General features: G+C 67.0%; 24 protein-coding genes. 13 read left to right on the plus strand and 11 right to left on the minus strand.

All coding sequences use genetic code 11. The features are described from left to right. The 8 genes from LCM15_RS05370 to aat all read left to right on the plus strand — a co-directional run bounded on the left by LCM15_RS05370 (nucleotide 1) and on the right by aat (nucleotide 8,237). The gene (locus LCM15_RS05370; RefSeq protein WP_224853943.1) at nucleotides 1-1,203 is read left to right on the plus strand and encodes a branched-chain amino acid ABC transporter permease; all 1,203 of its coding nucleotides are present in this window, start codon (nucleotides 1-3) and stop codon (nucleotides 1,201-1,203) included. A gap of 11 nt (nucleotides 1,204-1,214) precedes the next feature. Further along, nucleotides 1,215-1,970: an ABC transporter ATP-binding protein gene (locus tag LCM15_RS05375; protein ID WP_224853946.1), complete on the plus strand. Its 756-nt coding sequence runs from the start codon at nucleotides 1,215-1,217 to the stop codon at nucleotides 1,968-1,970. 12 nt (nucleotides 1,971-1,982) lie between these two features. Next, on the plus strand, nucleotides 1,983-2,738 hold the full coding sequence (locus LCM15_RS05380; RefSeq protein WP_224853948.1) for an ABC transporter ATP-binding protein: 756 nt from the start codon (nucleotides 1,983-1,985) through the stop codon (nucleotides 2,736-2,738). A gap of 184 nt (nucleotides 2,739-2,922) precedes the next feature. Then, nucleotides 2,923-4,866 carry an acetate--CoA ligase gene (gene acs / locus LCM15_RS05385; RefSeq protein WP_224853953.1) on the plus strand — a complete coding sequence of 648 codons (1,944 nt, stop codon included), beginning with the start codon at nucleotides 2,923-2,925 and terminating at the stop codon, nucleotides 4,864-4,866. Between the two features lie 189 nt (nucleotides 4,867-5,055). Then, nucleotides 5,056-5,454: a hypothetical protein gene (locus LCM15_RS05390; protein WP_224853956.1), complete on the plus strand. Its 399-nt coding sequence runs from the start codon at nucleotides 5,056-5,058 to the stop codon at nucleotides 5,452-5,454. Nucleotides 5,455-5,698: 244 nt separating this feature from the next. Continuing rightward, nucleotides 5,699-6,184 carry an acetyl-CoA carboxylase biotin carboxyl carrier protein gene (gene accB, locus LCM15_RS05395; RefSeq protein WP_224853959.1) on the plus strand — a complete coding sequence of 162 codons (486 nt, stop codon included), beginning with the start codon at nucleotides 5,699-5,701 and terminating at the stop codon, nucleotides 6,182-6,184. Between the two features lie 9 nt (nucleotides 6,185-6,193). Further along, the gene (accC, locus tag LCM15_RS05400) at nucleotides 6,194-7,549 is read left to right on the plus strand and encodes an acetyl-CoA carboxylase biotin carboxylase subunit (RefSeq protein ID WP_224853962.1); all 1,356 of its coding nucleotides are present in this window, start codon (nucleotides 6,194-6,196) and stop codon (nucleotides 7,547-7,549) included. 49 nt (nucleotides 7,550-7,598) lie between these two features. After that, nucleotides 7,599-8,237, plus strand: coding sequence for a leucyl/phenylalanyl-tRNA--protein transferase (gene aat, locus LCM15_RS05405; protein WP_224853964.1), 639 nt, complete (start codon nucleotides 7,599-7,601; stop codon nucleotides 8,235-8,237). Here the strand turns inward: aat and LCM15_RS05410 are convergent. The 10 genes from LCM15_RS05410 to LCM15_RS05450 form a co-directional block, all read right to left on the minus strand. After that, nucleotides 8,201-8,560, minus strand: coding sequence for a DUF2155 domain-containing protein (locus tag LCM15_RS05410; RefSeq protein WP_224853966.1), 360 nt, complete (start codon nucleotides 8,558-8,560; stop codon nucleotides 8,201-8,203). The genes aat and LCM15_RS05410 overlap by 37 nt on opposite strands. Further along, nucleotides 8,557-9,006 (minus strand): outer membrane lipid asymmetry maintenance protein MlaD, encoded by a 450-nt coding sequence (gene mlaD, locus LCM15_RS05415; protein WP_224853969.1) that lies wholly within the window; start codon nucleotides 9,004-9,006, stop codon nucleotides 8,557-8,559. The genes LCM15_RS05410 and mlaD overlap by 4 nt, the downstream gene beginning before the upstream one ends. A 4-nt stretch (nucleotides 9,007-9,010) precedes the next feature. Next, nucleotides 9,011-9,394: an NADH:ubiquinone oxidoreductase subunit NDUFA12 gene (locus LCM15_RS05420; RefSeq protein ID WP_224853972.1), complete on the minus strand. Its 384-nt coding sequence runs from the start codon at nucleotides 9,392-9,394 to the stop codon at nucleotides 9,011-9,013. A gap of 87 nt (nucleotides 9,395-9,481) precedes the next feature. Then, the gene (locus LCM15_RS05425) at nucleotides 9,482-9,841 is read right to left on the minus strand and encodes a RidA family protein (protein ID WP_224853974.1); all 360 of its coding nucleotides are present in this window, start codon (nucleotides 9,839-9,841) and stop codon (nucleotides 9,482-9,484) included. 62 nt (nucleotides 9,842-9,903) lie between these two features. After that, nucleotides 9,904-11,169 (minus strand): ATP-dependent Clp protease ATP-binding subunit ClpX, encoded by a 1,266-nt coding sequence (clpX, locus tag LCM15_RS05430; protein ID WP_224853977.1) that lies wholly within the window; start codon nucleotides 11,167-11,169, stop codon nucleotides 9,904-9,906. A 153-nt stretch (nucleotides 11,170-11,322) separates the two neighbouring features. Next, nucleotides 11,323-11,955, minus strand: a complete 633-nt coding sequence (locus LCM15_RS05435; RefSeq protein ID WP_224853980.1) for an ATP-dependent Clp protease proteolytic subunit — start codon at nucleotides 11,953-11,955, stop codon at nucleotides 11,323-11,325. Between the two features lie 121 nt (nucleotides 11,956-12,076). Then, entirely contained in the window at nucleotides 12,077-12,997 is a 921-nt protein-coding gene (locus LCM15_RS05440; RefSeq protein ID WP_224853983.1) for a cation diffusion facilitator family transporter, read from the minus strand. A 113-nt stretch (nucleotides 12,998-13,110) separates the two neighbouring features. Continuing rightward, on the minus strand, nucleotides 13,111-13,767 hold the full coding sequence (locus LCM15_RS05445; protein ID WP_224853986.1) for a hypothetical protein: 657 nt from the start codon (nucleotides 13,765-13,767) through the stop codon (nucleotides 13,111-13,113). A 59-nt stretch (nucleotides 13,768-13,826) separates the two neighbouring features. Continuing rightward, nucleotides 13,827-13,952, minus strand: a complete 126-nt coding sequence (locus LCM15_RS22745; RefSeq protein ID WP_263619561.1) for a hypothetical protein — start codon at nucleotides 13,950-13,952, stop codon at nucleotides 13,827-13,829. A gap of 571 nt (nucleotides 13,953-14,523) precedes the next feature. Next, a complete protein-coding gene (locus LCM15_RS05450) occupies nucleotides 14,524-15,111 on the minus strand; it encodes a riboflavin synthase (protein ID WP_224853989.1) in 588 nt (195 codons plus the stop codon). Nucleotides 15,112-15,203: 92 nt separating this feature from the next. Between LCM15_RS05450 and LCM15_RS05455 the strand changes: the two genes are divergently transcribed. From LCM15_RS05455 to recR, 5 genes are all read left to right on the plus strand, one after another. Further along, nucleotides 15,204-16,496, plus strand: coding sequence for a capsule biosynthesis protein (locus tag LCM15_RS05455; protein WP_224853991.1), 1,293 nt, complete (start codon nucleotides 15,204-15,206; stop codon nucleotides 16,494-16,496). 146 nt (nucleotides 16,497-16,642) lie between these two features. Then, nucleotides 16,643-17,749 (plus strand): polysaccharide biosynthesis/export family protein, encoded by a 1,107-nt coding sequence (locus LCM15_RS05460; RefSeq protein ID WP_263619573.1) that lies wholly within the window; start codon nucleotides 16,643-16,645, stop codon nucleotides 17,747-17,749. Nucleotides 17,750-17,901: 152 nt separating this feature from the next. Next, nucleotides 17,902-19,779 (plus strand): capsular polysaccharide biosynthesis protein, encoded by a 1,878-nt coding sequence (locus tag LCM15_RS05465; RefSeq protein WP_224853996.1) that lies wholly within the window; start codon nucleotides 17,902-17,904, stop codon nucleotides 19,777-19,779. 108 nt (nucleotides 19,780-19,887) lie between these two features. Beyond that, nucleotides 19,888-20,232, plus strand: a complete 345-nt coding sequence (locus LCM15_RS05470) for a YbaB/EbfC family nucleoid-associated protein (RefSeq protein ID WP_207076419.1) — start codon at nucleotides 19,888-19,890, stop codon at nucleotides 20,230-20,232. Nucleotides 20,233-20,312: 80 nt separating this feature from the next. Beyond that, nucleotides 20,313-20,906: a recombination mediator RecR gene (gene recR, locus LCM15_RS05475; RefSeq protein WP_224853999.1), complete on the plus strand. Its 594-nt coding sequence runs from the start codon at nucleotides 20,313-20,315 to the stop codon at nucleotides 20,904-20,906. 102 nt (nucleotides 20,907-21,008) lie between these two features. Here the strand turns inward: recR and LCM15_RS05480 are convergent, their stop codons facing one another. Further along, nucleotides 21,009-21,785: a DUF1013 domain-containing protein gene (locus LCM15_RS05480; protein ID WP_224854001.1), complete on the minus strand. Its 777-nt coding sequence runs from the start codon at nucleotides 21,783-21,785 to the stop codon at nucleotides 21,009-21,011. Between the last annotated feature and the right edge of the window lie 121 nt (nucleotides 21,786-21,906).

The raw sequence follows: 21,906 nt of genomic DNA on the forward strand, positions 1-21,906 counted from the left end.
ATGTTCGGACTCGGCAAAAGAGACCTCACCCTGTTTTTCATCGTTGCGGCGATGGCGCTGTTCGCGCCCTTCATCCTCAACCCCTTCCCCACCGACAGCGGCATGGCGCAGTTCAACGCGGGCTATCCCGACCTGATGCAGCGCTTCGTGATCTTCGGCATCCTCGCCATCGGCTTCAACATCCTGTTCGGCTTGACCGGCTATCTCAGCTTCGGGCACGCCGCCTTTCTCGGCGTGGGCTCCTACGCCGCGGTGTGGATGTTCAAGCTGCTGAGCATGAACGTCATCCCGGCGATCCTGTTGTCGATGATCGTCTCGGGCCTGTTCGCGGTGGTGATCGGCTATGTCAGCCTGCGCCGCTCGGGGATCTACTTCTCGATCCTGACACTGGCCTTCGCGCAGATGAGCTACAACCTCGCCTACTCGGTGCTTACCCCGATCACCAACGGCGAGACCGGCCTGCAGATCACCCTCGACGACCCGCGCATCCTCGGCGTCTCGGCCACCGCCGATGGCGGCATTCCGGTGACCAACCTCTTCGGGCTCGAGATGCGCGCCTACGAGACCCTCAACATCGGGCCTTGGGCGTTCCAGTTCTCGGTGGGCTATTATGTTGCCGCGGTGATCATGCTGATCTCGTTCTACGTCGCGATCCGCATCTTCCGCTCGCCCTTCGGCATGATGCTGCGCGCCATCAAGTCGAACCAGAACCGGCTGTACTACACCGGCCTCAACGCGCGGCCCTACACGCTGGCGGCCTTCGTGATCTCGGGCATGTATGCCGGGCTCGCCGGTGGCCTGCTCGCCTGCATGGACCCGCTCGCCGGCGCCGAGCGGATGCAGTGGACCGCCTCAGGCGAGGTCGTGCTGATGACCATCCTCGGCGGGGCCGGCACGCTGATCGGGCCGGTGCTGGGCGCGGGCTTCATCAAGTATTTCGAGAACATCTTCTCGAAGATCAACGACCAGGTCGTGCATGGCTGGGTCTCGTTCCTGCCCGACGGTCTCGAGGATCTCGTGGTCGCCCTCATCCACCCCTTCGTGGGCAAGGGCTGGCACCTGACGCTGGGCCTGATGTTCATGCTGATCGTGATCTTCCTGCCCGGTGGCCTCGTCGAAGGCGGCCAGCGCATCGCCCGCCGCCTGCGCCGCAAACCCAGCCCGGACGACGCCAAGTCGGCCAGCACCGAACCCGCTGAATAAGGAGAGCGAGAATGGGCATTCTCGAAGTCAAGGACGTCAACAAGCGCTTCGGCGGGCTGAAGGCGCTGTCCGAGGTCAACCTCTCGGTGGTCGAGAACACCGTGCACGCCATCATCGGGCCGAACGGGGCCGGCAAGTCGACGCTGCTCAACTGCCTTGTCGGCAAGCTGATCCCCGACACCGGTTCGGTGATGTTCGACGGCCAGTCGGTGCTCGGGCGCAAGCCCTACGAGATCAACCAGATGGGCATCAGCCGGGTGTTCCAGACGCCCGAGATCTTCGGCGACCTGACGGTGATGGAAAACATGATGATCCCGCTCTTCGCCAAGCGCGACGGGGTCTTCCGGCTGCACGCCATCACCTCGGTCGAGAGCGAGCGCGCGTTGCGCGAGCGCGCCGAGCAGATGCTCGACGACGTCAACATGCTCGACAAGCGGCACATGCACTCGGCCTCGATGTCGCGCGGCGACAAGCGGCGGCTCGAGATGGCCATGTGCCTCGTGCAGGAACCGCGGCTCCTGCTGCTCGACGAGCCGACGGCGGGCATGGCGCGGGCCGACACCAACAACACCATCGACCTGCTCAAGCAGATCAAGGCGAGCCGCGACATCACCATGTGCATCATCGAGCACGACATGCACGTGGTCTTCAGCCTTGCCGACCGGATCACCGTGCTGGCGCAGGGCACGCCCCTCGTCGAGGACGTGCCGGAGAGGATCAAGGGCCACCCCAAGGTGCAGGAAGCCTATCTGGGCGAACACGCGTAAGGAGAGCAGGACATGAACGTCAGACCGGATTTTTCCAAGCACGGCAACAAGGCGGAAACCGCGCCGGCCTTCCTGTCGGTATGGGACATGCACGCCTATTACGGCGAGAGCTACATCGTGCAGGGCATCAATTTCAACGTCCACGAGGGCGAGATCCTTGCCCTTCTGGGCCGCAACGGCGCCGGCAAGACCACGACACTGCGCGCCATCGCACGGATGGACAGCCCGCAGGTGAACCACGGCGAGATCTGGCTCGATCACCAGCCGCTGCACAAGATGGCCTCCTACGAGGCGGCCGGGGCGGGGCTGGGTCTGGTGCCCGAGGACCGCTGCGTGATCCCCGGCCTCACCGTCGAGGAGAACCTGCAACTGGCGCAGATCGCGCCGCCCATCGGCTGGTCGCTCGACCGTCTTTACGATCTGTTCCCCCGCCTCGGCGAGCGCCGCAAGCAGGAAGGCGTGACGCTGTCGGGTGGCGAGCAGCAGATGCTGTCGATCGCGCGGGCGCTGGCGCGCGACATCAAGGTGCTGCTGCTCGACGAGCCCTACGAAGGCCTGGCCCCGGTGATCGTCGACGAGATCGAGAAGACCCTGCGCCACGTGAAGGAGCAGGGCATGACGACGATCCTGGTGGAACAGAACGCGGTGCGCGCCCTGCAGCTCGCCGACCGGGCGATCATCCTCGACACCGGATCGATCGCCTTCGACGGCACCGCGGCGGAGGTGCTCGAGAACGAGAGCCTGCGCGCCGAGTACCTCGCCATCTGAGGCGCGTTTTCAAAGATTTGCGCGCGGCGACCCGGGGGCGCCGCGCCGCGTGCGACCTGCGGGCAGGGTAACAAGTGCAACATTTCGGCGCATGTTGCCGAAACATTCCACCGAATGGCCCTTGCCATCCCTCCCGTGGCGCGGTTCCCTTGCGCATCGCATTCCCAGGAGGAGGAGACCCGAGATGTCCGAGACCTACCCGCCGTCATCCGACTTCGTCAGCAAGGCGCATGTGGACGCTGCCAAGTATGACGAGATGTATGCCCGCTCGATCAGCGATCCGGAGGGGTTCTGGGCCGACGAGGCGCAGCGGCTCGACTGGATGGCCCGCCCGACCAAGATCAAGAACACCAACTTCGAGTTCGGCAAGGTCGATATCAAGTGGTTCGAGGATGGCGTGCTCAACGTCGCCTATAACTGCGTCGACCGCCACCTGAAGACCCGCGCCAACCAGACCGCGATCATCTTCGAACCCGACAACCCCGACGATCCCGCCCGGCACATCACCTATGCCGAGCTCTACGACAAGGTGAACCGCATGGCCAACGTCCTGCTCAGCCAGGGCGTGATGCGCGGCGACCGCGTGGTGATCTACCTGCCGATGATCCCCGAGGCCGCCTACGCCATGCTGGCCTGCGCCCGCATCGGCGCCATTCATTCCATCGTCTTCGCCGGCTTCTCGCCCGACGCGCTGGCCAACCGCATCAACGACTGCGGCGCCAAGATCGTCATCACCGCCGACACCGCGCCCCGAGGCGGCCGCAAGACCGCGCTCAAGTCCAACACCGACGCCGCCCTGCTGCACTGCTCGGACAAGGTCCGCTGCCTCGTGGTCAAGCATACCGGCGACCAGACCACCTGGATCCAGGGCCGCGATGTCGACCTCAACTACCTCATGGAGCACGCGGCCCCCGACTGCCCGCCGCGCCCGATGAACGCCGAAGACCCGCTCTTCATCCTCTACACCTCGGGCTCCACCGGCAAGCCCAAGGGAGTTGTGCACGCAAGTGGTGGATATCTGGTTTACGCCGCCCTGACCCACGAGGTCGTGTTCGATTATCACGACGGCGACGTCTACTGGTGCACCGCGGATGTGGGCTGGGTCACCGGCCACAGCTACATTGTCTACGGGCCCCTCGCCAACGGCGCCACCACGCTGATGTTCGAGGGCGTGCCGACCTGGCCCGACGCCAGCCGCTTCTGGGAGGTTTGCGACAAGCACAAGGTCAACCAGTTCTACACCGCGCCGACCGCGCTCAGGGCGCTGATGGGCCAGGGCGACAGCTTCGTCGAGAAGTGCGATCTCAGCTCTCTCAAGCTGCTCGGCACCGTCGGCGAGCCCATCAACCCCGAGGCCTGGAACTGGTACAACGACAAGATCGGCAAGGGAAACTGCCCGATCGTCGACACCTGGTGGCAGACCGAGACCGGCGGCCACCTGATGACCCCCCTGCCCGGCGCCCACGCGCTCAAGCCCGGCTCGGCGATGAAGCCGTTCTTCGGCATCAAGCCGGTGGTGCTCGAGCCCAGCTCCGGAGAGGAGATCTACGACGTCCCGACCGAGGGCGTTCTGGCGATCGCCGACAGCTGGCCGGGGCAGATGCGCACCGTCTGGGGCGATCACGAGCGCTTCGAGCAGACCTATTTCCAGCAGTACAAGGGCTACTATTTCTCGGGCGACGGCTGCCGCGTCGACGCCGATGGCGATTACTGGATCACCGGCCGGGTCGATGACGTGATCAACGTCTCGGGCCACCGCATGGGCACGGCCGAGGTCGAATCGGCGCTGGTGGCGCATGCCAAGGTCGCCGAGGCGGCGGTGGTGGGCTACCCGCACCCGGTGAAGGGCCAGGGCATCTACTGCTACGTGACGCTGATGAACGGGATCGAGCCCTCCGAGGAACTCAAGAAGGAGCTGCGCGGCTGGGTCCGCACCGAGATCGGCCCGATCGCCTCGCCGGACCTGATCCAGTGGGCCCCGGGCCTGCCGAAGACGCGCTCGGGCAAGATCATGCGCCGCATCCTGCGCAAGATCGCCGAGAACGACTACGGCGCCCTCGGCGACACCTCGACCCTCGCCGACCCGTCGGTGGTCGACGACCTCATCGAAAACCGCGCGAACAAGTGATCGGTGGGCGCTGAATCGCAACAAGGGGGCGGGCGCCGGCGCCTGCCCTTCTTTGTCGCCCTGCCGGTGGCAAGGGAGCATTAACCAAAGCAGCAGAAAATAGGGAGAAGTGTAGAAGACCCCCTTCGAGACCACCGCGACTGTGCTATCTTTGATCGGTGGGGGCGTTTAGCCTGATGGAGACGATCCATGCAGATGACAGGTGTTTCCTCTGCGGTGGCACCTCTGGCCACCGGTCATCCTCTCGGACTTCCTGCCTCGCCCGCCGGCCCCGCCGTCGAGACGAAGGTGCAACCGATCGCACAACAAGCGCGCACCGGCACCGATCCTGATCCCGGCGGCGAACCACCGAGCAATTTCTGGCGCGGCCTCACCGGGCTGCCCGACCCGTCGAAGCACGTGGCGCCGCCCTCGATCATGCAGATCAGGATCGCCGCCCTGCTTCAGGAGCAGGCCGAGCAGCTGGTCGGCCCCGGTCCGGACGCGCCGGCCCCCGGCACCGCACCCGCCCCGGAGGAGGGCGCGGCGCCCGCCTATACCGGACCGGGCACCCCCCGGCAGGAGCCCGTGTTCCCGTCCGCCGCCTGAGACGGATCGCGGTGAGTCGGCCCTCGCGGCGAACGGGCGCCCGCGGCCGCCACCGCCACGGACGCTGCCACGCTCCAAGACGACGAGGCGTGCGCGCAAGCGCCGTCCACAGGTCTTCAAAATACGCAAGCCCGCGGTTTTTCCCCGACGGGGTCGCTTTTCATGGCCAGAAGCTTGGCCTATAAGCGCGGGATCAAGGGGCCATGACGCAGAACAGGCCCGCGACATCACCGGCGAGGATTGCATGAGCAAAGACAACCACGAAGCCGACGTGGCCTTCATCAAGGCTTTGGCGGAACTGCTCCGCGAGAACGATCTGACCGAGCTTCAGGTCAAGCGCGAATATGGCGACGACGACAGCCTGAACGTCCGCGTGAGCCGCGCCCAGCCGCAGGCCGCACCGATCGCTGTCAGCGCCCCCGCAGCCGCCCCGGCCCCGGCCGCAGCCCCCGCGGCCCCCGCCGCCGAGACCGCCCCGGAAGATCCGGCCGCGCATCCCGGTGCCGTGGCGTCGCCGATGGTTGGCACCGTCTACATGCAGCCCGAGCCGGGCGCGCCGTCCTTCATCTCGGTCGGCCAGCAGGTCAGCGAAGGCGACACGCTCGTCATCGTCGAGGCGATGAAGACCATGAACCACATCCCGGCCCCGCGTGCGGGCACCGTCAAGCGCATCCTTGTCGAGGATGGCGCCCCCGTGGAATTCGGCGCTCCTCTGGTCATCCTCGAGTAAGGAGGCCCCATGTTCGACAAGATCCTGATCGCCAACCGTGGCGAAATCGCGCTGCGCGTCATCCGCGCCTGCCGCGAGATGGGCATCGCCAGCGTCGCCGTGCACTCCACCGCCGACGCCGACGCGATGCATGTGCGCATGGCCGACGAGAGCATCTGCATCGGCCCTGCCTCCTCGACCGACAGCTATCTCAACCCGGCCGCGATCATCTCGGCCTGCGAGATCACCGGCGCCCAGGCCATCCACCCGGGCTACGGCTTCATGTCCGAGAACGCCCGCTTCGTGCAGATGGTCGAGGATCACGGCCTGACCTTCATCGGCCCCTCGGCGCAGCACATCCGCGTGATGGGCGACAAGATCACCGCCAAGGACACCATGAAGGCGCTTGGCGTGCCCTGCGTTCCCGGCTCTGAGGGCGGTGTGCCCGATGTCGAGGCGGCCAAGCAGATCGGTCGCGATTTCGGCTACCCGGTGATCATCAAGGCCACCGCCGGCGGCGGCGGGCGCGGCATGAAGGTCGCCAATTCCGAGGCCGAGATGGAGCGCGCCTTCCAGACCGCGCGCGCCGAGGGCAAGGCCGCCTTCGGCAATGACGAGGTCTATATCGAGAAGTACCTGCAGCGCCCGCGCCACATCGAGATCCAGGTCTTCGGCGACGGCAAGGGCAACGCGGTGCATCTGGGCGAGCGCGACTGCTCGCTGCAGCGCCGTCACCAGAAGGTCTTCGAAGAGGCCCCCGGCCCCTGCATCACCGAGGAAGAGCGCGCCCGCATCGGGGCGGTCTGTGCCAAGGCGGTGGGCGATCTGAAATACTCGGGCGCCGGCACCATCGAGTTCCTCTACGAGGATGGCGAGTTCTACTTCATCGAGATGAACACCCGCCTGCAGGTGGAGCATCCTGTGACCGAAGCGATCTTCGGCGTCGACCTCGTGCGCGAGCAGATCCGCGTGGCTGAGGGATACACGCTGTCCTTCGGGCAGGACGATCTGGTCATCAACGGCCACGCCATCGAGGTGCGGATCAACGCCGAGAAGGTGCCGAACTTCTCGCCCTGCCCCGGCAAAATCACCCAGTACCATGCCCCGGGCGGCCTTGGCGTGCGGATGGATTCCGCGCTGTATCAGGGCTATTCGATCCCGCCCTATTACGACAGCCTGATCGGCAAGCTGATCGTGCACGGCCGCGACCGCAACGAGGCGCTGTCGCGGCTCAACCGGGCGCTTGGCGAGCTGATCGTCGACGGGGTCGACACCACCGTCCCGCTCTTCCACGCGCTGCTGCAGGAAGAGGACGTGCTGAAAGGCGACTACAACATCCACTGGCTGGAGAAGTGGCTCGCCAAGGATCCGTTCAAGGCGGCATGACCATGGCGCGCGGCGGATACCACCCGCTGCGTGCGTCGGGGCCCCGGGGATGACGGAAATCACCCCGGAGCTTCTGGTTCAGGCCTATCGCTCGGGCATCTTTCCGATGGCCGAGCACCGCGACGACCCCGAGCTGTTCTGGGTCGATCCGCGCCGGCGGGGCATCCTGCCGATGGACGGGCTGCGGATCTCGCGCAGCCTCGCCCGGCGCCTCAGGCGCGATGACTACACCGTCACTCTGGATGCGGATTTCGAAGGCGTCATCGACGCCTGCGCCGACCGCTCGGAGACCTGGATCAACCACGAAATCCGCGCCCTCTTCGTCACGCTGCACCAGCGCGGGCTGGCGCATTCGCTCGAGGTCTGGATCGACGGCGCGCTGGCCGGCGGGGTCTACGGGCTCGAGATCGGGGGGGTGTTCTGCGGCGAGTCGATGTTCTCGCGCCGCCGCGACGGCTCGAAGATCGCGCTGTGCTGGCTGATCGACCTGCTGCGGCGGGCGGGTTTCACGCTGTTCGACACCCAGTTCCTCACCGAGCATCTCGCCACGCTCGGAGGGCTTGAGATCACACGTGGGGATTATCGTGCCCGGCTGCGCGAGGCGCTGCCGGTGACGCCGGACCTAACCGGCACGCCGCTCGCTGCCAGCGGTCAGGACGTGGTGCAGCGCAACACCCAGACGTCGTAACGCTGGTGATCCATCGCGTTGAGCGCCGGTGACGAGGCAATCATCCAGCCGCGGAACACCGGATCGGAATTGCCGGCCTCGCGCACGGTGAGAAAGGCAAAGGCATCGCCCGCCGGGTCGCCCTCGGGATAGCGGCACTCCTGCAACGAGATCTCGGTGCGGGCGAATTGCGCGGTGTCTCCCGCGCGCATCTCGATATCGTAGGCCCGGCCGGTCAGCTTGTCCAAGCCACGCAGCACCGCGCCGGTGCCGGTATTGGTGGCCTCCTGCGCCTGCACAGGGGCGGCAAGCAGAGCGAGACCAAGACACAGTTTGCGGATCATTCCTCGCCTCCCCCGGCGACATATTTGAGCAGGAGCGAGATCAGGCTGACCGAGCCCTGCGTGTCGAGGATCTCGTCCCCGTCTTCGTAATAAAACGGCGAGCCGCCCGGGCTGATCTCGACGAAATTGCCGCCCAGCAGCCCCTCGGACGAGATCAGGATCGCGCTGTCGTCGGGGATCAGGATGTCGTCCTGAAGGGTCATCCCCATATCGGCGCGGAAGGTCTCGGGGTTGAGCGAGATCCCGGTGACCGTGCCCACCTTGACGCCCGCGAGGCGCACGTCGCTGCCAACGCTCACGCCCTCAAGGGAGCGGAAGCTGGCGCTCAGCGGATAGCCCGTGCCGCGCAGCTCGAAGCCGGTGCTGTTGACGGCGTAGGCGCCAAAGGCGATCGCGGCGGCGAGGACAGCCCCGCCGACCAGCACCTCTGTGGTGGAGGTGGTCATCGGCTTATTCCGGGCTCCACGCCTCGTAATCGCGGCGGTCAGCCGGCGCGGGCTGGCGGATCGAGCCTTGCGGCGCATAGGCCAGCGCGGTGCCGGTCAGGTTCTCGATATGCGGCTTTTCCCAGCTCTTGCGGGTCAGCGGCCGTTCGGTCGGCGGCTCGGCGAAGGTGTGGTGCAGCCAGCCGTGCCAGTCGGGGCTCACCCGGCTGGCCTCGGCCTCGCCGTTGTAGATCACCCAGCGGCGCTTGCCATCCTTGGTCTGGTAGAAGGTGTTGCCCTGTTCATCCTCGCCGACGCGGGTGCCGTGGCGCTTGCTCCAGAGAAGGGTATTCAGCGTGGCACCGTTCCACCATGTCACCAGCTTCAAAAGCTTGTTCAGAATGCCCATGGACGACTCCTCGGTATCTACCTGTTCCGTATATGCGATCCTTGGGGGCGAGGTCCAGCGCACAGGCGCAGGACCCCGCCCGCCGGATCAGGGCGCGAGCGTGGTGAGCTCGATCTCGATGCGGTATTTCGGATCGATCAGGTTGCATTCGACCATGGTGGCCGCCGGCGGATTGTCTCCGAAGGTCTCGGACAGGATCGGCCAGCAGGCCTCGAACTCGGCCGCGTCGGGGAGGTAGTAGGTCACCCGGACAGCGTCGGCAAAGCTCGACCCGGCCTCGGCCAGCGCCTTGCCGATCACCTCGAGCGCCGAGCGGCACTGTTCGGTCACCGTGTCGCCCTGCCCCACCGTGCCTGCGACATGCACGAAGCCGCCCGCCACCACGGCGCGGCAATAGCCGATCTTTTCCTCGAACGGGCTGCCCGTATGGATCCGCTTGATCGTCATCTTTCACTCCAAAGAAAAGGGCGGGGAAAAACCCCGCCCAGACGTGCCTAACGTTATCGACCTCAGCTCGCCGAGGTGCCTTCTTTTTTCTGGTCCGCGTAGATCATCAGCGGCTTGGCGTCGGAATTGACCGCCTCGTCGTTGACCACCACCTCGGTGACGTCGTCCATGCCCGGAAGCTCGAACATGGTGTCGAGCAGGATGCCCTCGAGGATCGAGCGCAGACCCCGCGCGCCAGTCTTGCGTTCGATCGCCTTCTTGGCGATCGCCGAGAGCGCGTCGTCGGTGAAGGAAAGCTGGGTGTCCTCCATCTCGAACAGGCGCTGGTACTGCTTGACCAAGGCGTTCTTCGGCGCGGTCAGGATGGTGATCAGAGCGTCCTCGTCGAGATCCTCGAGCGTTGCGATCACCGGCAGACGGCCGACGAATTCCGGGATCAGGCCGAATTTCAGCAGATCCTCGGGCTCGAGATCCTTGAACACCTCGCCGGTGCCGCGCTCTTCCGGGTCGCGCACATCGGCGCCGAAGCCCATGGCCGAGCCCTTGCCGCGCTGCGCGATGATCCGGTCGAGACCGGCAAAGGCGCCACCGCAGATGAACAGGATGTTGGTGGTGTCCACCTGCAGGAATTCCTGCTGCGGATGTTTGCGGCCACCCTGCGGCGGAACGGAGGCCACCGTGCCTTCCATCAGCTTGAGCAGCGCCTGCTGCACGCCTTCGCCCGACACGTCGCGGGTGATCGACGGGTTCTCGGACTTGCGGGTGATCTTGTCGACCTCGTCGATATAGACGATGCCGCGCTGTGCGCGCTCGACATTGTACTCGCTCGCCTGCAGCAGCTTGAGGATGATGTTCTCGACATCCTCACCCACGTAACCGGCTTCGGTCAGCGTGGTGGCATCGGCCATGGTGAACGGCACATCAAGGATGCGCGCCAGCGTCTGCGCCAGCAGCGTCTTGCCGCAGCCGGTCGGACCGATCAGCAGGATGTTCGATTTCGCCAGCTCGATGTCCGAGCTTTTCTGGCTGTGGTTCAGGCGCTTGTAGTGGTTGTGCACCGCGACCGAGAGCACACGCTTGGCAATCGCCTGCCCGATCACGTAATCATCCAGAACGTCGCAGATCTCGCGCGGGGACGGCACCCCCTCGGAGGACTTCAGGCCGGCGCCCTTGGTCTCTTCGCGGATGATGTCCATGCAGAGTTCGACGCACTCGTCGCAGATGAAGACGGTCGGACCCGCGATCAGCTTGCGCACTTCGTGCTGACTCTTACCGCAGAAACTGCAGTAGAGGGTGTTCTTGCTGTCGCCGCCGGAATTCGTCGCCATATCGCACCTTTCAGGGCCATTTCATCGTTTCGGCTGCGCCATCTTGCCAGCCGAAGGCCCATCTTTTTCGCCAATTCTGCAAAGTCTAGGGCAGTGCCCAGCGCTCTACAATCTGAAAAATGCCCCGCCGCGCCGTGGCGGCGGGGCACGCGATTAGGATTTGGCCTCTTCCGCCGCGCTGCGGCTTTCGACGATCTCGTCGATGAGGCCCCATTCCTTGGCATCCTCGGGCGCCATGAAGTTGTCGCGCTCGAGCGCGGCTTCGATCTTCTCCAGCGTCTGGCCGGTATGCTTCACGTAGATTTCATTGAGGCGGCGCTTCAGCTTCAGCGTCTCCTCGGCGTGAATCATGATGTCGGTGGCCTGGCCCTGGTAGCCGCCGGAGGGCTGGTGGACCATGATCCGGCTGTTGGGCAGCGAGAAGCGCATCCCCGGCGCGCCCGCGGTCAGCAGCAGCGAGCCCATCGACGCGGCCTGCCCGATCACCAGGGTCGAGACCTTCGGCTTGATGTACTGCATGGTGTCGTAGATCGACAGACCCGAGGTCACCACGCCGCCGGGGCTGTTGATGTACATCGAGATCTCTTTCGACGGGTTCTCGGCCTCGAGGTGGAGAAGCTGCGCGACGATCAGGCTCGACATGCCGTCATGCACCGGGCCGGACACGAAGATGATCCGCTCCTTCAGCAGGCGCGAGAAGATGTCGTAGGCCCGTTCGCCGCGGCTCGTCTGCTCGACCACCATCGGGACGAGCGTGTTCATGTATGTCTCAAAAGGGTCTTTCATATCCGCCTGCCTGCTTTCTTCCGTGTGCCTATCTCGTGCGTCTTACCAGATTCTTAGTATCGGCCATGGGGGGCCGCAAGGGCCTGCGGTTCAATTGGCGCTCAGGTCGTCGCGACAGCGGTCATGCTCCGCCCCATTCCTGCGGCGTGGTGCAGGCGTGGCGGGCGCATTCCATTTCGAGCACCACGTGGGTGATGCCGAAGCGGTCCTTCATGCGCCGCTTGACCGAGGCCTTGATGGTGTCGGCCTGCCCCCACGCGCCCTCGCGCACCACCAGATGCGCCTGCAGCGCGGCGCGATGCTCGTCGATCTGCCACAGGTGCGCCTTGTGCATCCCGTCCACCCCCTCGACCCGGAGCGCCTCGTCGAGCACCTCGCCGGGGGCGAGCTCGGGCGGGCTGCCGAGCATCAGGATGCGGATCACGCCGCCGATCTCGGCAAACGCCATCCACAGGATGTAGCCGGCGATCAGCAGCGTCACCGCCGGGTCGATCCAGGTCCAGCCGAAGAGGATGATCAGCGTGCCCGCAAAGATCACCGCGAGCGAGCCCAGCGCATCGGCCACGTTGTGCAGGAACGCGGCGCGGATGTTCACGCTGTCCTTCGACATGGTGTAGGTCAGCAGCGCGGTTACCAGATCGACCACCAGCGCCACGCCGGCGATGATCACCACCAGCCAACCCTGCACCGGCTCGGGCGACAGGAAGCGCAGCACCGCCTCCATCACGAGGTAGAGCCCGATGATGATCAGGCTGGTGTAATTGACCAGCGCCGCCACGACCTCGGCCCGGGCGAAGCCGAAGGGCATCTGATCGGTGGCGGGGCGACGGGCGATGCGGCGGGCCACGGCGGCGATGACCAGAGAGATCGCGTCGGAGAAATTGTGCAGCGCGTCGGCGATCATCGCGAGGCTGCCCGAGAACACGCCGCCCAGCACCTGCGCCACGGTGAGCGCCATGTTGACCGCGATGGCCCCGATCAGCCGCCCGTCCCCCGCGTTCGGGTCGATATGATGGTGGTGGTGATGGTGATCGTGAGGCATGGGCTCGCCCTGACTGTGCTGCGGAAGCCCGGCACCAAGGCGCCGGACGGTCAGTGCCACAACGCGCAGCTGTGACCGCAATGGTCAAGCGATCGGCCATCATGATCTCTTGATCACGGCGGCCGCGCCGTCTGGATCAGCGCATTGAGGGGATCGCGGGCATACCACGGCCGCCGGCCGAAGCGCATCTCCCACAGCACCGCGTCGCGCGGCTGCCAGTCGAAGGCGCGGTCCTCCGCGGCCTGCCGCCAGTGCAGCCGACCTTCGTAGCGACACGGATCGAGCAGGACGCCGCCGGCGAGCGGCTGCGCCCGGGCCGTGACGATCACCGCCGAATGCTGGATCGGGTGCAGCACGCGGGTCGGCGACATCACGGGGTGCAGATCGAGGCTCTCGAAGGGTTTGGCGCGCAGGGCGCGGTAGAACCGGTCGGCCCAGGCAAAGCAGAAGCTGCTGGTCTTGACCCCGAGATGCAGGTCGCGGGAGAGCTTCACCGGTGGATCGATCCCCTCGACCTCGCGCGCGGTGCGGGCCGAGAGGCGGAATGCCAGATCCGACAGGCGCTGCGCCTCGGCGGTCTCGACCGAGGGCGACAGCGCCATGAGGGAGAGCGCCAGCGCGGTGCGCTCGGAGGTCTCGGCGATGGGAAGCCGATGCGGCGGCGTGGCGCAGCCCTGAAGCAGCAGGAGCACAAGGGAGAAAAACGCCGCGAAGCCGAAGCCGTCGGACTGCCGTCTATGAGGGTCGTATTTTGCTGCGTTCCCGGCCATGGCTCCGCCGATAGCACGGCTGGAGCAAAGGCCCGGTTAACGACCGCGCGGCGCGCCTCTCAGAGCCGGAGGGCGACCGCGCGCGGCAGGGGCTCTGGCGCGGAGGCCGATTTGCGGAGCGGAACAAAGGCCGCCGCGAGGGCGATCAGCCCGGCGAGCAACAGGATGCTGAAACGAAAGCTCACGATCGAATGCTCCGATAGGCCGCGCCGGCGGGCGCGGATCCAATGACGGTCGGATCCGACCCATAAAACCGGCCGGACCGGGGCCATGCGCCCCGACACATCGTGATCCAATGCCGCGGGAGGGCCAACGGCGGAATACCGGACCTTTTCCGGCGCCGTGCGGCCACCGGTCCAGTGCCACCGGGCTCGGACCGGGCCACCACTCCCCGCCTCGCCGTGCCCGCTGAGAGCCCGGGACGCCCCCGGTGCGAGGCCACCACGCCGGACCTGAGCGCGCGGCCCCTGCCCTGACCGACGGTCTCGCCGCGTCACGCCCGCCGTCGCGCAGAGACGCAGCGGGGTTAGAGGGGGGATGATGGGGATGTCAGGGGCCGTTCCCGAGCCTTCGCCGATGAGCAAAGGCCCTTGGAACGGTCGCGCCGGATCGGCGCGGAGCGCGTGGTGAGGGGGGATTTTGGGGGCGCTGCCCCCGTCCGCGCGAGGCGCGGACTCCCCCGAGGTATTTTCGAACCAGAGAAGACAGGGGCGCGCGGCCTAGGTGGCACGCCGGAGTTCGGCGCGCCGGGCGTGGTCAGCTCATCTCGGCGAGGCGGGCGACGTAGCGGGCCAGGGTGTCGATCTCGAGATTGATCCGGTCGCCGACCTCGACCCTCCCCCAGGTGGTGACCTGCTTGGTGTGGGGGATGAAGTTGATGCCGAACGCGCAGCCATCGACCTCGTTCACGGTCAGCGAGGTGCCGTTGAGGGCCACCGAGCCCTTCGGTGCGATAAATTTCGCAAGGGCCTCGGGGGCGCGCAGGGTGACGCGGGTGCTGTCGCCCTCGTCGCGCATCGCGACGACCTCGGCCAGCCCGTCCACGTGGCCCGAGACGATGTGGCCACCAAGCTCGTCGCCGACCTTGAGGGCGCGCTCGAGATTGATGCGGCGGCCCTTGGCCCAAGCGTCGAGATTGGTCTTCGACACGGTCTCGGCACTGATCTGCACGTCGAACCAGTCGGGTCCGAGATCGATCACCGTCAGGCAGACCCCGTCGCAGGCGATCGAGGCGCCGATCTCGATGCCCGAGGTGTCGTAGCCGGTGCCGATCCGCGCCGTCAGGTCGCCCGCCTGCTCGAGGCGGCGCACCTCGCCCATATCCGTCACGATGCCGGTGAACATCCGCTCTCTCCCGGCCCGCCCAACGCGGGCCTTATTTTCGCCGGGAAACCCCGGTATGGTTTGCGTATCAGGCAAACCATTAGCGGGGCGACATGAGCAAGGCAACCGTTCCCGGCCGGGTGTTCCTCTTCCTGCAGGGGCCGCATGGCCCCTTCTTCCACCGGCTCGGCACCATGCTGCGCGGCGCCGGGGCCGAGGTCTGGCGGGTGGGGTTCAATGCCGGCGACCGCGCCTTCTGGTTTCACCCGCAAAGCTACCTTCCCTTCGATGGCCGCCCCGAGGACTGGCCGGCCCGGCTCGAGGCGCTGCTCGACGAGAAGCGCGTCACCGACCTCGTGCTCTACGGCGACACGCGCCGCATCCACGCCGAGGCGATCGCAAGCGCCCGCGCCCGCGGCCTCGCGGTGCACGTGTTCGAGGAAGGCTACATGCGCCCCTACTGGGTGAGCTACGAGCGCGGCGGCGCCAACGGCCATTCGCGCCTGATGGGCATGGACATCGAGGAGATGCGCGCAGCCCTTGCGCAATCGGACATGGAAGCGCCGCTGCCGCCGGGCCACTGGGGCGACATGCGCCAGCACATCTTCTACGGCGCGCTCTACCACTGGTTCGTGATGTTCCGGAACCGCGCCTACCACAACTTCCGCCCGCATCGCGACCTCAACGTCGCGCAGGAGTTCCGGCTCTACCTCAAAAGGCTGCTGCTGATGCCGCTGCACCGCGCCGAGCGCCTGCTCGAGACGCTGCGCATCCGCCGGGGCGGCTTTCCCTATCATCTGGTGCTGATGCAGCTCGAGCATGACGCAAGCTTCCGTCAGCACTCGCCCTTCACCTCGATGACCGAGTTCGTCGAACTTGTGCTCGAAGGCTTCGCGGAGGGCGCGCCGGGGCACCATCACCTCGTGTTCAAGGCGCATCCGCTCGAGGACGGGCGCGCGCCGGTGCGGCACACCATCCGGGCCGCCGCAAAGCGCCTCGGCATCGCGGAGCGGGTGCATTTCGTGCGCGGCGGCAAGCTTGCGCAGGTGCTCAACGACGCGCGCACCGCCGTCACGGTGAACTCCACCGCCGGTCAGCAGGTGCTCTGGCGCGGCATCCCGCTCAGGGTGTTCGGCGCGGCGGTCTATGCCAAGCCCGAGTTCGTCTCGGACCAGACGCTTGCGGAGTTCTTCGCCCAGCCCAGCCGCCCGGACAGCCGCGCCTACCGCGACTACCGACGCTATCTGCTTGAAACCAGCCAGGTTCCCGGCGGCTTCTACTCGGCCCGCGGGCGCCGCCAGCTGCTGCGGCTGGTGGTGGACATGATGCTCTCGCCCGACGATCCCTACGATGCCCTGCGCCACGGCACCGCGGCCCCTCGGCAACAGTTGCGCGTGGTGCGCTGACCCTAGGTCGGCGTCAGACTGGCTTTTGAGGCCGGATTTCGATAGCTTAGCGAAAAAGCCCGAGGCAGATAAGAACAGGTCGAGGAGACCGAGCAGTGACTTTAACCACCACACGATGGGTGAAGACCGTCGCGGTGTTCGCCGCGATGTCCATCCTAGCCTCCTGCACGTTGCCGCGGTCCGGCCCCACCAAGAGCGAAATCTACTCCGGGTCCGTGATGCGCGAGGGCGATGCCTTCATCGTCACCGTGAACGACCGCGTGAGCCGCGCCACCGCCGTGGTGCCCGCGCTGGGGTTCAGCGAGGGCTTCCAGAACGCCTCGGTGGTCGGCTCCGACACCATCCAGCCCGGCGACACGCTGGGGCTGACGATCTGGGAAAACGTCGATGACGGGCTGCTCGTCGCCGAAACCGCCAACGCCACCACGCTGGAAGAGGTGCAGGTCGACGGCTCGGGCTTTGTCTTCGTGCCCTATGCCGGCCGCATCCGCGCCGCTGGCAACTCGCCCGAGGCCGTACGCCGGATCATCACCGACCGCCTCGCCGAGCAGACCCCGGACCCGCAGGTCGAGGTCCGCCGCCTTGCCGGAGACGGCTCCACCGTCAGCCTCGTGGGCGCTGTCGGCGGTCAGGGCGTCTATGCCATCGAGCGCCCGACCCGCACGCTCTCGGCCATGCTCGCCCGCGCCGGCGGCATCACGCTCGAGCCCGAGATCACCCAGATCTCGGTGATCCGCGGCCAGCAGACCGAGCGCATCTGGTTCCAGGATCTCTACAAGAACCCGCGCTACGACATCGCGCTGCGCGGTGGCGACAAAATCCTCGTCGAGGCCGACACCCGCTCCTTTACCGCGCTTGGCGCCACCGGCACCCAGGCCCGCGTACCGTTCGAGAGCCAGACGCTTTCGGCGCTTGAGGCCATCGCGCAGGTCGGCGGGCTGCTGTCGACCACCGCCGACCCCACTGGCGTGTTCGTGCTGCGCAACGAGCCGGCCGCGGTCGCCAACCAGGTGCTGGGCCGCTCCGACCTGATCGGCGCGCAGCGCATGGTCTACGTGCTCGACCTGACGAAGCCCAACGGCATGTTCATGGCGCGCGACTTCGTGGTCCGCGACGAGGACACGCTCTACGTCACCGAGGCACCCTTCGCCCAGTGGAGCAAGACGATCTCGTCGCTGCTCGGCTCGTTCGGCGCGGTCAACACGCTCGCGACCACCGCCACGCTGGTGCAAAGTTCCGGGGGCGGCTCCTGAGCCAGTCCCACGAGGATCGAGACGGCGCCGGGGATGCAGATCCCCGGCGTCTTTTTGTCTACAACGCCGGTTTCCTGCGCCAGCCCCGGCTGCGCCGCATCCTCTCGCTTGCCGGATACCGGGTCTCGCTGGGCCGCCCCGGCGAGACCGACATGGTCGGCGTCTGGGGCCAGTCGCCCTATGCCCATCGCGGCGAGAGGATGGCGGCGAAACATGGCACGCCGCTGCTGCGCATCGAGGACGCCTTCCTGCGCTCGCTGCACCCCGGCCGCAGCGGCGAGCCGCCGCTGGGTCTGCTGCTCGACCGCTCGGGGGTGCATTTCGACGCCTCGACCGTGTCGAACCTCGAGACGCTGCTGGCCACCCATCCGCTCGACGACCATGTCCTGCTGGAGCGCGCACGCGGCGCCATGGCCCGGATGCAGGCGGCGCATCTCAGCAAGTACAGCGCCGTCGATCCCGCCGACCCAGTGCCCGAACCGTGCTACGTGCTGGTCATCGACCAGACCGAGGGCGACGCCTCGGTGCGTGCCTCGGGTACCGACCGCAACCGCTTTCTCGAAATGCTCTACTGGGCGCAGGAGGAGCACCCGGGCCAGCGCATCGTCATCCGCACCCACCCCGAGACGCGCGCGGGCTATCGCGCCGGGCACTACCGCGCGGGCGATGCCACGGGCCGCGTGACGCTCTTCACCGAGCCGGCCTCGCCGCAGGCCCTGCTGGAAGGCGCCATCGCGGTCTATACCGTGTCCTCGCAGATGGGGTTCGAGGCGATCCTTGCCGGCCATCGGCCGCGGGTGTTCGGGCAGCCCTTCTACGCCGGCTGGGGCCTGACGGAGGAGGAAACACCACTGCCCCGGCGCCAGCGCCGCCTGACCCGCGCGCAGCTCTTCGCGGCGGCGATGATCCTCTACCCCACTTGGTACGATCCCTACCGCGACCGGCTCTGCGAGCTCGAAGACGTGCTCGCCATGCTCGAGGCCCGCACGCGGGCCTGGCGCGAGGATCGTCGCGGTTGGGTCGCCGAAGGCATCCGGCTGTGGAAACGCAAACCGCTGCAGGGATTCTTCGGCGCGACACGCCCGGTGGTCTTCGCCCGCTCCCCCGAGGAGGCGCGGCGCCGAGCCACCGAGGGCCGCGCCCGGATGATCTGGGGCGCCGCCGAGGCCGATCCGGGCATCGTGCGGGTCGAGGACGGCTTCCTGCGTTCGCGCGGGCTCGGGGCCGAGCTGGTGCCGCCGCTGTCGCTGGTGGCCGACGACCTCGGCCTCTACTACGACCCCTCGCGCCCCTCCCGGCTCGAACGCCTCATCGCCGAGACCGCCCGCCCCCGCCCCGACCAGACCGAACGCGCCCGCTGCCTGATCGCCCGCATCACTGCCGGGGGCCTCACCAAGTACAATCTCGCAGGCGCGCTGCCGCCGCTGCCCCAGGGCCATCGCATCCTCGTTCCCGGACAGGTCGAGGACGATGCCTCGATCCGCCTCGGCAGCCCCGGGATGCAGCGCAACGCCGATCTGCTCGCCCGCACCCGCGCCGAGAACCCCGACGCGGTGATCCTGTGGAAACCGCATCCCGATGTCGAAGCGGGCCTGCGCCCCGGCCATGTCGAGGCGCCAGAGCGGTGGGCCGACCTGACACTCGGCAATACCGACATGGGCGCGCTGCTGCCGCAGGTTCACGAGGTCTGGACGCTGACCTCGCTCACCGGCTTCGAGGCGCTGCTGCGCGGCCTGCCCGTCACCACGCTTGGCGTGCCGTTCTATGCCGGCTGGGGCCTGACCCGTGATCTCGGTCCGGTGCCGGAGCGCCGCCTCGCTGGCCCGCGCCCGACGCTCGAGGCGCTGGTCCATGCCACGCTCATCGCCTATCCGCGCTACCGCGATCCGGTGACCGGACAGCCCTGCCCGGTCGAGGTGGTGGCGCTTCGGCTCGAGAGCGGCGCCCTGCCGCGCCCCGGCCCGGCCAACCGGGTTCTGTCGAAGCTGCAGGGCCTGCTCGCCAGCCGCGCCCATCTCTGGCGCCGCTAGCGCGCACCTCTCTGGCCTGCCCCACTTGTCGAGCGGGGTTGCGACTGCGATATACTGGAACAAATGCAAGGGCCGCGATCCCCGCGCCCGCGACGCAGGAGAGACACGATGCTGAAAGGTTTGGGCGGACTTGGCGACATGGCCAAGATGATGAAGACCGCGCAGGACATGCAGGGCAAGATGGCCCAGCTTCAGGAAGATCTGAAGGCGATGGAAGTCACCGGCGAGTCCGGCGCAGGGCTGGTCAAGGCCACCGCCTCCGCCAAGGGCGAGTTGCGCGGGCTCGACATCGATCCGTCGATCTTCAACTCCGACGACAAGGAAGTCGTCGAGGACCTGATCCTCGCCGCCATCAAGGAAGCCCAGACCAAGGCGCAGGAAAAGGCGCAGGAGGAGATGCAGAAGCTGACCTCCGAGATGGGCCTGCCGGCGGACATGAAGCTGCCGTTCTGACGCGACGCATGCGCATCCCGAGATGATCCGAGCGGCGCCCCGACGGGCGCCGCGCCGTCCTGCCTTCCGGAGGCTTCCGCTTGACCGACCGCACCGAAATTGACGCGCTGATCGACCAGATGGCGAAGCTGCCCGGCCTCGGCCCGCGCTCGGCCCGGCGGGCGGTGCTGCACCTGATCCGCAAGCGCGCACTGCTGCTGCAGCCACTGGCCGACGCGATGCAACAGGTGGCGCGCTCGGCGCGGGAGTGCCTCAACTGCGGCAATGTCGGCACTGCCGAGATCTGCCCGATCTGCGCCGACGCGCGCCGCGCCAACGGCCAGATCTGCGTGGTCGAGGACGTGGCCGATCTCTGGGCGATGGAGCGCTCGGGCGTGTTCAAGGGCCGCTACCACGTGCTTGGCGGCACGCTCTCGGCGCTCGACAATGTCGGCCCCGAAGAGCTGCGCATACCGCAACTTGTCTCGCGCATCGACGGCGAGACGATCAGCGAGGTGATCCTCGCGCTCAACGCCACCGTCGACGGCCAGACCACGGCGCATTACATCGCCGACCAGCTCGAGACCCGGGTGGAGCTGACCTCGCTGGCGCAGGGCGTGCCGATCGGTGGCGAGCTCGACTATCTCGACGACGGCACCATCACCGCGGCCCTCAACGCCCGCAAGCGGGTCTGAGGCCCGCCCCTACGGCAAACCGCCCCACGCCCCCCCCCCCCCGCAAAAGAAAAAACGCGCCGCTCTCGCGACGCGTTTTCTGTCTGGCAGTTCGAGGACCGATCAGCCGCGCGGATCGTCGCTGTCGTCCTCGTCGTCGTCATCGCCACCCGAGGGCAGGTTGAAGAAGCTGTCCGCATCCGAGAAATCGCTCGGACCGCGGGTGTCCTCTTCCTCGTCATCCTCGCCGCGCGGATCCGACAGCGAGAAGGTCTCGAGGCCTTCGATGGCCGAGGGCAGGCGCGGCTCGGGCTCCATGCCGAGGCTCTGCTCGGTCGAGACCAGCTTGCGGCGCTCGTCGTCGGTCATCACCTCGTCGAGCTTCTTGGCGGCCTTCGCCACCGCGGCGTCAAGCTCTGACTGGCGGCACAGCCCCAGCGCCACCGGGTCGATCGGCTGCATGTTCTGGATGTTCCAGTGGGTGCGCTCGCGGATCGACTGGATCGTCGGCTTGGTGGTGCCCACCAGCTTCGAGATCTGGCCGTCGGACAGCTCGGGGTGGAACTTCACCAGCCACAGGATCGAGTTCGGCCGGTCCTGACGCTTCGACAGCGGCGTGTAGCGCGGACCGCGACGCTTGTCCTCGTCGACGGCGGCGGCGTTGTACTTGAGCTTGAGCTTGTGCAGCGGGTTCTTCTCGGCCTTGTCGATCTCCGACTGCTCGAGCTGGTTGTTGGCGACCGGGTCGAAGCCCTTCACGCCGGCGGCGACATCGCCATCCGCGATCCCCTGCACCTCAAGCTCGTGATAGCCGGTGAAATCGGCAATCTGCTTGAAGCTCAGCGTGGTGTTGTCGACCAGCCAGACGGCGGTCGCCTTGGGATGCAGCAGTTTGGCCATGTCTCGTCTCCTTGCAAGTCTCCGTCCCCTCCCCCGGGCCCTCTTCGGGCCGGGAGGTCCCGAATCTGAACTCGGGACAGGTTACCGTTGTCGGGGAACTTGCGCGCTATATAGTGATCCG

The sequence above is a fragment of the Salipiger bermudensis genome (assembly GCF_020171625.1).
GTDB lineage: Bacteria > Pseudomonadota > Alphaproteobacteria > Rhodobacterales > Rhodobacteraceae > Salipiger > Salipiger bermudensis_B.